This window comes from Streptomyces harbinensis (assembly GCF_900116145.1).
Classification (GTDB): domain Bacteria; phylum Actinomycetota; class Actinomycetes; order Streptomycetales; family Streptomycetaceae; genus Streptomyces; species Streptomyces carpaticus.
The window spans coordinates 727,297-741,602 of sequence record NZ_FPAB01000001.1 but is presented as its reverse complement, the minus strand read 5'-3'; the positions used below and the strand labels follow the sequence as shown (position 1 = coordinate 741,602).

Below are 14,306 nucleotides of genomic sequence, written 5' to 3'. Positions count from 1 at the left end.
ACCTCGTGGTGGGATTGCGGATCGGACGGGTCGGACGGGCCGGGGCGGTCCTCACTCGACACCGAGGCCGCCGTCGCTCACCGGCTCCAGGCCCTCCTCGGCCAGGACCCGGTTCAGCAGCGAGAGGTCGTAGATCCCGGCCAGGTCGACCTCGTCCAGCAGCCCGGCGTTGACGGTGCTCTCGGCGCTGATCCGCAGCGAGTCGGCCAGCGGGTCGTTCAGGAACTCGACGTGGTCGAAGGCCGGGTCGAGCACCTCGGCGGGCAGTTCGCTGCCGCCGGGCAGCGCGGCGATGGCGGCGTTGAACTGCTCCTTCGCCTCCTCGGGGTGCTCGTTGATCCAGGCGTTGGTGCGCACCACGCCGCGGATGATGGCCTCCACCACGTCCGGGTGCTCCTCCAGGAAGCTCTGGGCGGCGATGACGTGGGTGACCACGTACTGGCCGTTCTCCCACAGCTCGGCCTCGTCCAGGATCTCCACCGCGCCCTGGTTGATCAGCTTGGCCGCGGTCGGCTCGGGGACCCACGCGCCGTCGATGTCGCCGCCCTCGAAGGCGGTCGGGATCTCGGCGTTGGCGATGCGCACCACGTCCACCTCGCCCGCGCCGGTGGTCGGGTCGACGTCGAAGCCCTGGTCGGCGAGGTAGCTGAGCAGGGCCACGTCCTGGGTGTTGCCCAGCTGCGGGGTGGCCAGGGTGGCGCCCTCCAGGTCGTCCAGGCCGGAGATCCGGTCCGGGTTGACGACCAGTGAGGCGCCGCCGGACGCGGCACCGGAGACGATCCGCAGATTGCGCCCGCCCGACTGCGCCCAGCCGTTGATGGCCGGGTTGGGGCCGATGAAGGTGACGTCGATGGAGTCGCCGTTGAGCGCCTCGATCGCGGAGGGTCCCGCGTTGAAGATCGACGGGGTGAAGGTCGTCCCGCCCAGTTCCCGCTCGATGAGCCCGCCGTCCTGGAGGCCGATGACGGCGGTGGCGTGGGTGATGTTGGCGAAGTAGCCGATGTTGACGTTGTCGACCGACAGGACGTCCCCGGCGTTCTCCCGGTCCGCGGGGGTCCCGGAGTCGTCGGAGGAGTTGTTCGAGCCGTAGCCGCAGGCGGTGACACCGATCAGCAGCGGGGCGAGGACGGCGGCGGTCAGCAGGGAGCGGCGCGCGGTGGTCACGGGGGAATCCTCTCGGGAGGCCGACCGGCGCGCCGGAGGACGGCCGGGCGGTCGGGGGCGCCTCCCGGCGCGGAGCGGCGGCGGGAGGGTGGTGCGGGACGAGCGGCTCAGGTGCTCAGTGGCCCGCACATCGCGCGATCCCGCCGTGCCCGGCGCCCAGTGCGCCGCTGCCGACCCGCCCGCCCTCCTTCGCGAAGGTCGAGAAGACGTCCCTGGGCATGATCAGAAATCCCACCCCTCGTCGTCCGCCGCAGCCCCGCCGCCGTCGCCGTCGCCGGCCGCCGGGCGCGCGAACGCCTCGCCCGCCATGCCGGCGGTGAGGGTGGCGCCGTCGGCCGGGTCGATCAGCAGGAACGATCCGGTGGCCCGGAACCGCGCGTACGGGTCCACCGGCAGCGGCTCCGAGGTGCGCAGCACCACCGTGCCGATGTCGTTGGCGGCCAGCGCGCCCGGCGCCGGGTACTGCGCGAGGTCGTCCAGCGCGAGCCGGGACGGGATCTCCTTGACGATGGCCTTCACGGTGCGCGTGGTGTGCTTCAGCAGCACCCGGGCCCCGGGCACCAGCGGCCGGTCGTGCAGATGGCACACGGTGGCGGTGATGTCCTGGGACGGGACGGGCCCGGTGCCGGCCGGCACCAGCACGTCCCCGCGCGAGATGTCCAGATCGTCGGCGAGGGTCACCGTCACCGACTGCGGGGCGCGGGCCACATCCACCGCGGTGCCCAGCGCGTCGATGCCCGCCACCGTGCTGGAGCGCCCCGAGGGCAGCACCGTGACCGGCTCGCCCACCCGCAGCACCCCGGCGGCCAGCCGCCCGGCGTACCCCCGGTAGTCGGGGTGCTCGGCGGTCTGCGGCCTGATCACGTACTGCACCGGGAACCGGGCGGGACCGGCGGACGGCTCACCGCCCACCCGTACCGTCTCCAGGTGCTCCAGCACCGTGGGCCCGCCGTACCAGTCCATGTGCGCCGAGGGGGTGACCACGTTGTCGCCGGCCAGTGCCGAGATGGGAATCGCGGTCACCTCGGGGACGCCCAGCGAGGCGGCGTAGTCGGCGAACTCGCGGGCGATGCGGGCGAAGACCGGCTCGGCGTAGCCGGCCAGGTCCATCTTGTTGACGGCGAGCACCACGTGGGGCACGCGCAGCAGCGCGGCGACGGCGGCGTGCCGGCGGGTCTGCTCCACCACCCCGTTGCGGGCGTCGACCAGGACGACGGCCAGGTCGGCGGTGGAGGCGCCGGTGACCATGTTCCGGGTGTACTGCACATGCCCGGGGGTGTCGGCCAGGATGAACCGGCGCCGGGGCGTGGCGAAGTAGCGGTAGGCGACGTCGATGGTGATGCCCTGCTCGCGCTCGGCCCGCAGCCCGTCGGTGAGCAGCGCCAGGTCGGGCGCTTGCTGCCCCCGGTTGCGGGAGGCGGTCTCGACGGCGGCCAGCTGGTCGGCCAGGACCGACTTGGAGTCGTGCAGCAGCCGGCCCACCAGGGTGGATTTGCCGTCGTCGACGGAGCCGGCGGTGGCGAAGCGCAGCAGGGAGGTGGTGTCCGGCATCAGAAGTACCCCTCGCGTTTGCGGTCCTCCATGGCAGCCTCGGACAGTTTGTCGTCGGCGCGGGTGGCGCCGCGCTCGGTGAGGCGGGAGGCGGCGATCTCGGCGATGACCTGCTCGATGGTGGCCGCGTCCGACTCGACGGCGCCGGTGCAGGACATGTCGCCGACGGTGCGGTAGCGCACCAGGCGGCGCTCGGTGCGCTCGCCCTCGCGCGGGCCGCCCCAGCCGCCGGGGGCCAGCCACATGCCGGAGCGGGCGAACACCTCGCGCTCGTGGGCGTAGTAGATGGCGGGGATCTCGATCTTCTCCCGGCCGATGTACTGCCACACGTCCAGCTCGGTCCAGTTGGACAGCGGGAAGACCCGCACGTGCTCGCCCGGGGCGTGCCGTCCGTTGTACAGCTGCCACAGCTCGGGGCGCTGGCGGCGCGGGTCCCAGCCGCCGAACTCGTCCCGCAGCGAGAACACCCGCTCCTTGGCGCGGGCCTTCTCCTCGTCGCGCCGGCCGCCGCCGAAGACGGCGTCGAAGCGGTGGGAGCGGATGGCGTCCAGCAACGGCACGGTCTGCAGCGGGTTACGGGTGCCGTCGGGGCGTTCGCGCAGTTCGCCGCGGTCGATGAACTCCTGCACGGAGGCGATGTGCAGTCGCAGCCCGTGCCGCTCGGCGATCCGGTCGCGGTAGTCGATGACCTCGGGGAAGTTGTGCCCGGTGTCCACGTGCAGCAGCGCGAACGGCACCGGCGCCGGCGCGAACGCCTTGAGCGCCAGATGCAGCATGACGATGGAGTCCTTGCCGCCGGAGAAGAGGATCACCGGGCGTTCGAACTCCCCGGCCACCTCCCGGAAGATGTGCACCGACTCGGACTCCAGCACGTCCAGATGGGTCAGCGCGTACGGTTCGTTGCCGCTCACACCAGCCCCCGCTCCGCCAGCAGCGCGTGCACCGCGCCGGCCGACTCCTCGGCGCTGCGGCCCTCGGTGACCAGCCGCAGATCCGGGGCGGCCGGCTCCTCGTACGGGTCGTCCACGCCGGTGAGCCCGCTCAGGTCGCCCGCCGCCTGCCGCGCGTACAGCCCCTTCACGTCCCGCTGGGCGCAGACGCCGACCGGGGTGGCCACATGGACCTCCAGATACGGGGTGCCGGCGGCCTCGTGCCGTTTGCGCACCGCCTCGCGGCTGTCCGCGTACGGGGCGATGGACGGGGCCAGCACCAGCACGCCGTGCGAGGCCAGGAGCTGGGCGACGAAGCCGATGCGCCGCACATTGGTGTCGCGGTCCGCGCGGTCGAAGCCGAGCCCGGCGGACAGGTGTTCACGGATCTCGTCGCCGTCCAGCACCTCCACCCGCCGGCCCTCCCGCGCCAGCCGGCCGGCCAGGGCGCGCGCGATGGTGGTCTTGCCGGCGCTGGGCAGTCCGGTCAGCCAGACGGTGGCGCCACCACCGTCCGGACGCTGCTCGCTCATCGGGTCCCTCCCTTCCGTGTCATCAGCCGTGCAGCCCGCACTCGGTCTTGCCGCGCCCGGCCCACCGTCCGGCGCGCGCGTCCTCCCCGGCCCGCACCCGGCGGGTGCAGGGGGCGCAGCCGATGGAGGCGTAGCCGTCCTGGAGCAGCGGATTGGTCAGCACGCCGTGCTCGGCGACGTAACGGTCCACGTCGTCCTGCGTCCAGCGGGCGATGGGGGAGACCTTGACCTTGCCGCGGCGCTCGTCCCAGCCGACGACCGGGGTGGTGGCCCGGGTCGGGGACTCGTCGCGGCGCAGCCCGGTGGCCCAGGCGTCGTACCCGGCCAGGCCGCGCTCCAGCGGGGCCACCTTGCGCAGTGCGCAGCAGCGGTCGGGGTCGCGCTCGTGCAGGGCGGGGCCGAGTTCGGCGTCCTGCTCGGCGACGGTGCGGCGGGGGGTGAGGGTGATGAGGCGGACGTCCATCACGGCCTCGACGGCGTCGCGGGTGCCGAGGGTTTCGGGGAAGTGGTAGCCGGTGTCGAGGAACACCACGTCCACGCCGGGGCGGGCCCGGGAGGCGAGGTGGGCCACCACGGCGTCCTCCATGGAGGAGGTGACGCAGAACCGCTCGCCGAAGGTGTCGGTGGCCCAGCGCAGGATCTCCAGGGCCGGGGCGTCCTCCAGTTCGCGGCCGGCGCGTTCGGCGAGGGCGCGGCGGGCGGCGGCGGTGGCGGTGGGGTCGGTGGTGGGATCGGGGTCGGTGGTGGGTCCGGTCATATCTCCTCCCCGTGGCCGCCGGGCGGCCGGTGCCGCAGCCCGCTCGCGAGCAGGCCCAGGAAGTTCAGCCGGAAGGCGCGGTTGCAGGCGGCGCACTCCCAGGTGCCGTGTCCCTCCTCGGAGGGGCGCAGATCCTCGTCGCCGCAGTAGGGGCAGTAGTGGGGGGCGGCGCGTTCACTCACCGGGCCGTCCTCCCGTCCGCCGGGTGCCGCTCATGTCAGGGCCTCCTGGTCGGCGCGCGCCGCCCAGCGGGCGAAGGACTCGCCCTCGGCGCGCTGTTCCTGGAAGGCGCGCAGCACCCGCTCGATGTAGTCGGGGAGTTCGGCCGAGGTGACCTTCAGCCCGCGCACCTTGCGGCCGAAGCCGGGCTCCAGACCGAGCGAGCCGCCCAGGTGCACCTGGTAGCCCTCGACCTGCCGGCCCTCGGCGTCGGTGACCAGCTGGCCCTTGAGCCCGATGTCGGCGATCTGGATGCGGGCGCAGGAGTTGGGGCAGCCGTTGATGTTGATGGTCAGCGGCTCGGTGAAGCCGGGGAGGCGGCGCTCCAGTTCGTCGATGAGCGAGGCGCCGCGCGCCTTGGTCTCCACGATCGCCAGCTTGCAGAACTCGATGCCGGTGCAGGCCATGGTGCCGCGCCGGAACGGGGAGGGCTCGGCGGTGAGGTCCAGCGCCGCGAGCCCCTCGGTCAGGGAGGTGACGCGGTCCTCGGGCACGTCCAGGATCAGCATCTTCTGCTGCACGGTGGTGCGCACCCGGCCCGAGCCGTGCGCCTCCGCGAGGTCGGCGATCTTGGCGAGGGTGGTGCCGTCCACCCGGCCGACGCGGGGGGCGAATCCGATGTAGTACCGCCCGTCGCGCTGCCGGTGGACGCCGATGTGGTCGCGCCACTGCTCGACGGGCGCGGCCGGGGCCGGGCCGTCGGCCAGGCGGCGCAGCAGGTACTCGTCCTCCAGTACCTGCCGGAACTTCTGCGCGCCCCAGTCGGCGACCAGGAACTTGATCCGGGCGCGGTTGCGCAGCCGCCGGTAGCCGTAGTCCCGGAAGAGGCCGATGACGCCCTCGTACACGTCGGGGACGTCCTCCAGCGGGACGAAGGCCCCCAGCCGCACGCCGATCTTCGGGTTGGTGGACAGGCCGCCGCCGACCCACAGGTCGAAGCCGGGGCCGCGTTCGGGGTGTTCGACGCCGACGAAGGCGACGTCGTTGACCTCGTGGGCCACGTCCTGCTGCGGGGAGCCGGAGATGGCGGCCTTGAACTTGCGCGGCAGGTTGGAGAACGCCTTGTTGCCCAGGACGCGGCGCTGGATCTCCTCGATGGCGGGGGTGCCGTCGACGATCTCGTCGGCGGCGATGCCGGCCACCGGGGAGCCGACGATGACGCGCGGGGTGTCGCCGCACGCCTCGGTGGTGGACAGGCCCACCGCCTCCAGCCGGCGCCAGATCTCCGGCATGTCCTCGATGCGGATCCAGTGGTACTGGATGTTCTGCCGGTCGGTGATGTCGGCGGTGCCGCGGGCGAACTCCTGGGAGATCTCGGCGACGACGCGCAGCTGCGCGGTGGTCAGCCGGCCGCCGTCGATGCGCACCCGCAGCATGAAGAACTCGTCGTCCAGCTCCTCCGGCTCCAGGATGGCGGTCTTGCCGCCGTCGATGCCGGGGCGGCGCTGGGTGTACAGGCCCCACCAGCGCATCCGGCCGCGCAGATCGGCGCCGTCGATGGAGTCGAAGCCGCGGTGGGCGTAGATCGTCTCGATGCGTGTCCGTACGTTGAGACCGTCGTCGTCCTTCTTGGTCTGCTCGTTCGGGTTGAGCGGGCTGAAGTGTCCTGCCGCCCACTGGCCTTCGCCGCGGTGGCGGCCGGCCTTGCGGCGGGGCGGTGCGGCGGGTTTCTCCGCGGATTCGGACATGGTTCTCCGGTCCTTCTGCAGGCAGCGAGGAGGGGTCCGGCGCCTGCGGGGCCGCGCGGGGGCGGACCGGCTGGCCGGAGGCGTCGGGAGGCGGCCGGTGGTCGCGGGACGCACCGGGCGGTCGGGGAACGGGGTCGGCTGGTGGGGCTGAAAGCGGGGCGGAAAGCGCTCAGCCGGGCGGACACAGGGCGCTGCACATGCGACCGAGGTCGATGTGGCGCCTGCTCACCAGGGCGGTTCCTGCTCGCGACATGCCGGTCAGCGTGGCACGCGGCGCGCGGGGCAGTCCACCATCGTCCGTCATCCGGACTGTGGAGTCCCGCATGCTGGGACGTGGCCGGTGAGAGGCGGTCCGTACGGCCGCGTCACGCACCCGGCCAGGGCCCCGGCTGCCGCGCGTACGGCTCCTGCGCGGTGCGCGTGTCGTACACCCGGAAGCCGCGCCGCCGGTAGTTGTCCAGGGCGTGCTCCCCGTCCCGGGAGCAGGTGTGCAGCCACACCCGGCCGGTCGGCCGGTGCCCCGGCGTCCGGTCGGCCAGATCCCAGGCGCGGGCGGTGCCGGCACTCAGCAGCGCGCCGCCCAGGCCCCGGCCCCGGAAGGCGGGCAGCAGCCCGAAGTAGCCGATCTCCACCACCCCGGACTCCTCGCCGGACAGTTCGATGAAACCGCCGGGGGTGCCGTGCTCGTACAGCACCCAGGTCTCCACCCCGGGCCGCTCCAGTTGGGCCTGCCAACGGGCACGGTCCCAGGGCAGCCGGTCGATCCACGCCACGTCCTGGCCCACCGCCGTGTACAGGAACCGGCTGAACTCCGGGCTGGGCACCGCCGCCCGCTCGATCCGCACCGGCGCGCCCGGGGCGATCTCCCGGGCGGGCCGCAGGTCCCCGGGGGCGGTCTGCTCCAGATACCAGTACGTCACGGCCTCGGTCGCCGGGGTGGTCGTCATACGGACATCCCATCACAGGCCGGGCGCGGTCAGCCGGGCAGTGCCCGCTCCACCACCGCTTCCAGGTCGAGCCCGTTCGGCAGCGTCCCGAACGCCAGCCCCCGCTCCCCGCCCAGCCGCGAGGCACAGAACGCGTCCGCGACCTCCGCCGGGGCGTGCCGGACCAGCAGCGAGCCCTGGAGCACCAGCGCCAGCCGCTCCACCAGCCGCCGGGCCCGCGCCTCGATGCCGTCCAGATCGGACAGTTCGGTCAGCACCTCCTTGATCGCCGCGTCCAGCCGGTGATCGGCGCCCGAGGACTGCCCGACCTCGTTCAGGAACGCGTTCAGCGCCTGCGGCTCGCGCTGGAGCGCCCGCAGCACGTCCAGCGCCTGCACATTGCCCGCGCCCTCCCAGATCGAGTTCAGCGGCGACTCGCGCAGCAGCCTGGGCATCCCGGACTCCTCCACGTAGCCGTTGCCGCCCAGGCACTCCAGCGCCTCGGCGGTCAGCGGCGTACAGCGCTTGGTCACCCAGTACTTGGCCGCCGGGACCGCCAGCCGCAGCAGATGCCGCTCACCCGCCGAGCCGGCCGCCGCCCGGTCCTGCGCCGCCGCCAGCCGCATCGCCAGCGCGGTCGCCGCCTCCGACTCCAGCGCCAGATCCGCCAGGACGTTGCGCATCAGCGGCTTGTCGATCAGCGGCCCGCCGAACGCCGAGCGGTATCGGGCGTGGTGCACCGCCTGGGTCACCGCCTGTCGCATGATCGCCGCCGAGCCGGCCACGCAGTCCAGCCGGGTGGCCGCCACCATCTCGATGATGGTGGCCACCCCGCGCCCCTCCTCGCCGATGCGCCAGGCCAGGGTGGAGCCGTCGAACTCCACCTCGGCCGAGGCGTTGGAGCGGTTGCCGAGCTTGTCCTTCAGCCGCTGGATCAGGAAGGTGTTGCGGCTGCCGTCAGGCAGCACCCGGGGCAGCAGAAAGCAGGTGAGCCCGCCCGGCGCCCGCGCCAGCACCAGGAACACATCCGACATCGGCGCCGAGCAGAACCACTTGTGCCCGCGCAGCGCGTACGCCCCGGCCTCCGCGAGCGGCACCGCCTCGGTGGTGTTGGCCCGGACGTCCGAGCCGCCCTGCTTCTCCGTCATGCCCATCCCGGCCAGCACCCCCGCCTTGCCGGCCGCCGGCCGCAGCCCCGGCTCGTACACGGTGGAGGTCAGCAGCGGCTCCCACACGGCGGCCAGTTCCGGCTCGGCGCGCAGCGCGGGCACCGCCGCGTGCGTCATCGACAGCGGGCAGCCGTGCCCGGCCTCCACCTGCGACCACACCACGAACGCGGCGGTGCGCCGCAGGTGCCCGTCGGGGCGCGGCCACGCCGCGGTGAGCCCGGCCGCCACCCCCTTCTCCAGCAACTGGTGCCAGGCCGGGTGGAACTCCACCTCGTCCACCCGTTCGCCGTAGCGGTCGTGGGTGTGCAGCACCGGCGGGTTCTCGTTCGCCAGCCGGCCCCACTCCTGGGCCCGCGCGGAGCCGGCCGTGCGGCCCAGCTCGCCGAGTTCGGCGGCGGTGCTCCGCGCGCGGGCGGCGTCGGTGCTGTACCGCGCCACGGCTTCGCGCAGCGCGGCGTCCGCACCGAAGACGTCGTGTCCCACCAGGGGTGGGACTTGGTTGGCCACGCTGTGAGTGCTGGAGGTCATGCCCGTAACTTAGGGCCGTGGACGCCGAAGAGTCAGTACCCATACCGGCGGGGCAGCGCGCGCAGCGCACGGCGGAGCGGGGGGAAGCACAGCGTGACCGGAAACCGGAGCGGACCGTGCGGAAGGAAGGCGGGAAGCAGGAGAAGGAGGACCGGAAACGGGAGAGGCGGGAGCGCCGGCGGCGCGGGCGCCCCTCGCGCAGCGCGGTCTACCGCAACATCCCCAAGGGCCGGCTCTCCTGGCTGCTGCTGAAGGACACCATCACCTCCTGCTCCGAGCACCGGGTGATGGGCATGGCGGCCGAGGCGGCGTTCTTCACGCTGCTCTCGCTGCCGCCGCTGCTGCTGGGCCTGATCGGGCTGCTCTCCAACCTGGACGCGGTGGCCGGCACCAGCGCGCTGCCCACGGTGCGCGGCCACATCCTGGACCTCTCCGGCGCGATGCTCTCCGAGCGCGGGGTGGACGAGGTCATCACCCCGCTGATCAACGACCTGATGTCCGGGCCGCGCCCCGATGTGATGTCGTTCGGCTTCATCGTGGCCCTGTGGTCCGGGTCCCGGGCGATGAACGTGTTCGTCGGCACCATCACCGTCATGTACGGCCTGGACGGGCACCGCAACCCGGCCACCACCCGGCTGCTGGCGTTCACCATGTACGTGGTCAGCCTGGTGGTCGGCGCGATCGCGGTGCCCGCCGTGGTGCTGGGCCCCGGCATCGTCGCCGAGTGGCAGCCGCAGCTGGCCGGCGTGCTGCGGTACACCTACTGGCCGCTGCTCCTGCTGCTGTGCGTCTCCTTCCTCACCACGCTGTACCACGTGTCGGTGCCGGTGCGCTCGCCCTGGCGCGAGGACATCCCGGGCGCGCTGGTGGCGCTGACCATCTGGGCGCTGTGCGCGTACGCGCTCAAGGCGTATCTGCGGGCCACCGTCGAAGGCCCCAGCATGTACGGGTCACTGGCGGTGCCGGTGGCGATCCTGTTGTGGCTGGGCATGTCCGCCTTCGCGGTGCTGGTGGGCGCCGCGCTGAACGCGGCCGTGGACCGGATCTGGCCCACCGCCACCATCGCCGCCGCCCGGGCCGAGAGCGAGCGCGCCAGGGCGGCGGCCGGTGCCGCGATGGCCGCCGCCGTCAAGTCGCGCCGCAGCCGGGCCGAGGCCCAGGGCATCCCCGAACCGGCCGACCCGCTGGTGACGGCGGGCCGCTGGGCGAAAGCCTGGCGGCGCGGAGAGCTGCGGGAGGAGCTGGAGCGCATGCGCCGGGCGGGAAACGACCGCAGACGGCGCATCCAGGGCACCGACCGCCGGGGGGCCAAGTCGGTGACGGTCAGGGCCGGATCGCGGGGCAAGGGTTCTAGTACAGTGAGGCGTTCGCGGGTACGGCATGGGAGCGGACATGGGCGTGACAAGGGCCGTGACTGAGCGCACCGGCGGGCCGCTGGACGACCGCAGATCCGGCCCCACCGTTCCCCGGATGATCCTCGGCGCCCGGCTGCGCCGGCTGCGCGAGGCCCGCCGGATCACGGGCGCGGAGGCGGGCGAGGTGATCCGCGCCTCGCACTCCAAGATCAGCCGGCTGGAGATGGGCCGCACCGGTTTCAAGCTGCGCGACGTCGACGATCTGCTGACCCTGTACGGGGTGGACGACGCCGCCGAGCGCGCCACGCTGCTCGCCCTGGCCCGCCAGTCCAACACCCCGGGCTGGTGGCACGCGTACCACGATGTGGTGCCCAGCTGGCTGAACGTCTACCTCGGTCTCGAACAGGCGGCCGTGGTCATCAGGACCTACGAGCAGCAGTTCATCCCGGGGCTGCTCCAGACCGAGGGGTACAGCCGGGCCGTGCACCGGCTCACCCCCGAGCCGCAGGACGGGTTGCTGGAGCGCCGCGTCGAGCTGCGGATGGCCCGGCAGCGGATCCTGCACCGGCCCGGCCCGCCCCATCTGTGGGCGGTGATCGACGAGGCGGCGCTGCGCCGTTCCATGGGCAGCGCGGCGATGATGCGCGAGCAGCTGGAGCATCTCCTGGAGATCTCCCGGCTCGCGCACATCACCCTCCAGGTGCTGCCCTTCTCGGCCGGCGGCCACGCGGCGGTCGGCGGCCCGGTGACGGTGCTGCGCCCGCCCGGCGCCGAGCTGCCCGACGTGGTGTACCTGGAACAGCTGACCGGCGGGGTCTACCCGGACAAGCCCGCCGAGATCGAGCAGTACCGGCACGTGATGAACCAGGTCGTGATCCAGGCCGAGCCGCCCACCGCGACGGCGGACTTCCTGCGCCGGCTGCTGCGCGAGACCTGAGCCCGTACCCCTGCGCCGCCGGCTGATCGCTCACAGCGAACATCCGGCGGGCGGGGAACATCCCGCCGCCTCTCCGCATTGAGTGCAGTGAACTCAACTTGTCTGCTGAGGGAGAGGTCATGGCACCGTCATCCGACACACTCACCCTGCCCGTGCTGCCCCTGGACGACGAGGTCGTACTGCCCGGCATGGTCGTTCCGCTGGAACTGTCCGACCCGGAGATCCGCGCCGCCGTCGAAGCGGCCCAGTCCGCCGCCTCCCGCGGCGACAAGCCCCGCGTCCTGCTGGTGCCGCGGGTCGAGGGACAGTACGCCGCCATCGGCGTCGCCGGCCGCGTCGAACAGGTCGGCCGGCTCTCCGCCGGCGGCCCCGGCGCCCTGATCCGCGGCCTGCGCCGGGTGCGCATCGGCGCCGGCACCACCGGCCCCGGCGCCGCCCTGTGGGTCGAGGGTACGCCCGTCACCGAGGAGCAGCCCGCTCCGCCGCCCGGCGCCGTCGCCGAGCTGATGAAGGAGTACAAGGCGCTGGCCACCGCCTGGCTGCGGCAGCGCGGCGCCTGGGAGGCCGTCGACCGGCTCCAGCAGATCGACGACGCCGGAGCCCTCGCCGACAACGCCGGCTACTCCCCGTTCCTCACCACCGAGCAGCGGCTGAAGCTCCTGGAGACCACCGACCCCACCGAACGGCTGCGGCTGGCCCTCAAGCTGCTCAGCGACCACCTCGCCGAGCAGGACGTCGCCGAATCCATCGCCAAGGACGTCCAGGAAGGCGTCGACAAGCAGCAGCGCGAGTTCCTGCTCCGCCGCCAGCTGGAGGCCGTCCGCAAGGAACTGGCCGAGCTGAACGGCGACGCCGCCGACGAGGGCGAGGACTACCGCGCGCGGGTCGAGGCCGCCGACCTGCCGGAGAAGGTCCGCGAGGCCGCCCTCAAGGAGGTCGACAAGCTGGAGCGCTCCTCCGACGCCTCCCCCGAGGGCAGCTGGATCCGCACCTGGCTGGACACCGTCCTGGAGCTGCCCTGGAACCGCCGCACCGAGGACGCCTACGACATCGCCGCCGCCAAGGCCGTCCTGGACGCCGACCACGCCGGGCTCACCGACGTCAAGGAACGCATCACCGAGTACCTGGCGGTGCGCAAGCGCCGCGCCGACAAGGGCCTGGGCGTCATCGGCGGCCGGCGCGGCGGCGCCGTGCTCGCCCTGGTCGGCCCGCCCGGCGTCGGCAAGACCTCGCTGGGCGAGTCGGTGGCCCGCGCCATGGGCCGCGACTTCGTGCGGGTCGCGCTCGGCGGCGTCCGCGACGAGGCCGAGATCCGCGGCCACCGCCGCACCTACGTCGGCGCCATGCCCGGCCGCATCGTGCGCGCCATCAAGGAAGCCGGCTCCATGAACCCGGTCGTCCTGCTCGACGAGATCGACAAGGTCGGCAGCGACTACCGGGGCGACCCCTCCGCCGCGCTGCTGGAGGTCCTCGACCCGGCCCAGAACCACACCTTCCGGGACCACTACCTGGAGGTGGAGCTGGACCTGAGCGACGTGGTCTTCCTGGCCACCGCCAACATGCTGGAGGGCATCCCGCAGCCGCTGCTGGACCGGATGGAGCTGGTGCAGCTGGACGGCTACACCGAGGACGAGAAGGTCACCATCGCCCGGGACCACCTGCTGCGCCGCCAGCTGGAGCGGGCCGGCCTGGACGGCGAGGAGATCCGGGTGACCGACGGCGTGCTGCGCAAGCTGGCCGGCGAGTACACCCGCGAGGCCGGCGTCCGCTCCCTGGAGCGCGCCCTGGCCCGGCTGCTGCGCAAGGTCGCCGCCCGCAGCGAACTGGGCGAGCTGACGCTGCCGTACACCGTCACCGAGGACGCGCTGCGCTCCCTGATCGGCCGGCCGCACCACACCCCGGAGGCCGCCCAGTCGCCCGAGCAGCGCCGCACGGCGGTGCCCGGCGTGGCCACCGGCCTGGCCGTCACCGGCGCGGGCGGCGACGTGCTCTACATCGAGGCGTCCCTCGCCGACCCGGAGACCGGCGGCGCCGGGCTGAGCCTCACCGGCCAGCTGGGCGACGTGATGAAGGAGTCCGGCCACATCGCCCTGTCCTACCTGCGCTCGCGCGGCGCCGAACTGGAACTGCCGGTCGGCGACCTCAAGGAGCGCGGCGTCCATCTGCACATCCCCGCCGGGGCGGTGCCCAAGGACGGCCCCAGCGCCGGCATCACCATGACCACCGCGCTGGCCTCGCTGCTCTCCGGCCGCCAGGTGCGGCCCGATGTGGCGATGACCGGCGAGGTGTCGCTGACCGGCCGCGTACTGCCGATCGGCGGCGTCAAGCAGAAGCTGCTCGCCGCGCACCGGGCCGGGATCACCACGGTGATCATCCCGCAGCGCAACGAGCCGGACCTGGACGACGTCCCCGAGGAGGTCCTGGCGGACCTGGAGGTGCACCCGGTCACCGATGTGCGCCAGGTGCTGGAACTGGCCCTGACCCCGGCCGGCACCGAGGTGGCCATGGCCGCCTGAGACCGCGAAAAGCTCAGGGGATCCGGCCCGGTCA

General features: G+C 73.4%; 12 protein-coding genes. 3 read left to right on the top strand and 9 right to left on the bottom strand.

Annotated elements, in window-relative coordinates; all coding sequences use genetic code 11:
* Positions 1-51 precede the first annotated feature (51 nt).
* The 9 genes from BM385_RS03335 to BM385_RS03290 form a co-directional block, all read right to left on the bottom strand.
* Entirely contained in the window at positions 52-1,164 is a 1,113-nt protein-coding gene (locus BM385_RS03335) for an ABC transporter substrate-binding protein (RefSeq protein WP_019434149.1), read from the bottom strand.
* 222 nt (positions 1,165-1,386) lie between these two features.
* Positions 1,387-2,715 (bottom strand): sulfate adenylyltransferase subunit 1, encoded by a 1,329-nt coding sequence (locus tag BM385_RS03325; RefSeq protein ID WP_019434150.1) that lies wholly within the window; start codon positions 2,713-2,715, stop codon positions 1,387-1,389.
* Complete coding sequence (cysD, locus tag BM385_RS03320) at positions 2,715-3,626, bottom strand: sulfate adenylyltransferase subunit CysD (protein ID WP_019434151.1); 912 nt, start codon at positions 3,624-3,626, stop codon at positions 2,715-2,717. The genes BM385_RS03325 and cysD overlap by 1 nt, the downstream gene beginning before the upstream one ends.
* Positions 3,623-4,177 (bottom strand): adenylyl-sulfate kinase, encoded by a 555-nt coding sequence (cysC, locus tag BM385_RS03315; protein WP_093842119.1) that lies wholly within the window; start codon positions 4,175-4,177, stop codon positions 3,623-3,625. The genes cysD and cysC overlap by 4 nt, the downstream gene beginning before the upstream one ends.
* A 22-nt stretch (positions 4,178-4,199) precedes the next feature.
* Complete coding sequence (locus BM385_RS03310) at positions 4,200-4,934, bottom strand: phosphoadenylyl-sulfate reductase (protein ID WP_019434153.1); 735 nt, start codon at positions 4,932-4,934, stop codon at positions 4,200-4,202.
* Entirely contained in the window at positions 4,931-5,116 is a 186-nt protein-coding gene (locus BM385_RS03305) for a hypothetical protein (protein WP_019434154.1), read from the bottom strand. Before BM385_RS03305 ends, BM385_RS03310 begins: the two co-directional genes overlap by 4 nt.
* A gap of 30 nt (positions 5,117-5,146) precedes the next feature.
* Entirely contained in the window at positions 5,147-6,841 is a 1,695-nt protein-coding gene (locus tag BM385_RS03300) for a nitrite/sulfite reductase (RefSeq protein WP_093842118.1), read from the bottom strand.
* 365 nt (positions 6,842-7,206) lie between these two features.
* Entirely contained in the window at positions 7,207-7,788 is a 582-nt protein-coding gene (locus BM385_RS03295) for a GNAT family N-acetyltransferase (RefSeq protein ID WP_019434156.1), read from the bottom strand.
* 29 nt (positions 7,789-7,817) lie between these two features.
* Positions 7,818-9,464, bottom strand: a complete 1,647-nt coding sequence (locus tag BM385_RS03290; RefSeq protein WP_078576128.1) for an acyl-CoA dehydrogenase family protein — start codon at positions 9,462-9,464, stop codon at positions 7,818-7,820.
* 116 nt (positions 9,465-9,580) lie between these two features.
* On the opposite strand from BM385_RS03290, the gene BM385_RS03285 reads away from it, so the two are divergent.
* The 3 genes from BM385_RS03285 to lon all read left to right on the top strand — a co-directional run bounded on the left by BM385_RS03285 (position 9,581) and on the right by lon (position 14,272).
* Positions 9,581-10,882 (top strand): YihY/virulence factor BrkB family protein, encoded by a 1,302-nt coding sequence (locus BM385_RS03285; RefSeq protein WP_019434158.1) that lies wholly within the window; start codon positions 9,581-9,583, stop codon positions 10,880-10,882.
* A complete protein-coding gene (locus BM385_RS03280) occupies positions 10,875-11,756 on the top strand; it encodes a Sco1979 family transcriptional regulator (RefSeq protein WP_019434159.1) in 882 nt (293 codons plus the stop codon). The genes BM385_RS03285 and BM385_RS03280 overlap by 8 nt, the downstream gene beginning before the upstream one ends.
* Positions 11,757-11,875: 119 nt before the next feature.
* On the top strand, positions 11,876-14,272 hold the full coding sequence (gene lon / locus BM385_RS03275; RefSeq protein ID WP_019434160.1) for an endopeptidase La: 2,397 nt from the start codon (positions 11,876-11,878) through the stop codon (positions 14,270-14,272).
* Positions 14,273-14,306 lie beyond the last annotated feature (34 nt).

Excerpts from the sequence above, each read along its gene's own strand:
- BM385_RS03325 (WP_019434150.1), bottom strand. The coding sequence starts at position 2,715 with ATGCCGGACACCACCTCCCTGCTGCGCTTCGCCACCGCCGGCTCCGTC.
- cysC (WP_093842119.1), bottom strand. The coding sequence starts at position 4,177 with ATGAGCGAGCAGCGTCCGGACGGTGGTGGCGCCACCGTCTGGCTGACC.
- BM385_RS03295 (WP_019434156.1), bottom strand. The coding sequence starts at position 7,788 with ATGACGACCACCCCGGCGACCGAGGCCGTGACGTACTGGTATCTGGAG.
- lon (WP_019434160.1), top strand. The coding sequence starts at position 11,876 with ATGGCACCGTCATCCGACACACTCACCCTGCCCGTGCTGCCCCTGGAC.
- BM385_RS03310 (WP_019434153.1), bottom strand. The coding sequence starts at position 4,934 with ATGACCGGACCCACCACCGACCCCGATCCCACCACCGACCCCACCGCC.
- BM385_RS03300 (WP_093842118.1), bottom strand. The coding sequence starts at position 6,841 with ATGTCCGAATCCGCGGAGAAACCCGCCGCACCGCCCCGCCGCAAGGCC.
- BM385_RS03290 (WP_078576128.1), bottom strand. The coding sequence starts at position 9,464 with ATGACCTCCAGCACTCACAGCGTGGCCAACCAAGTCCCACCCCTGGTG.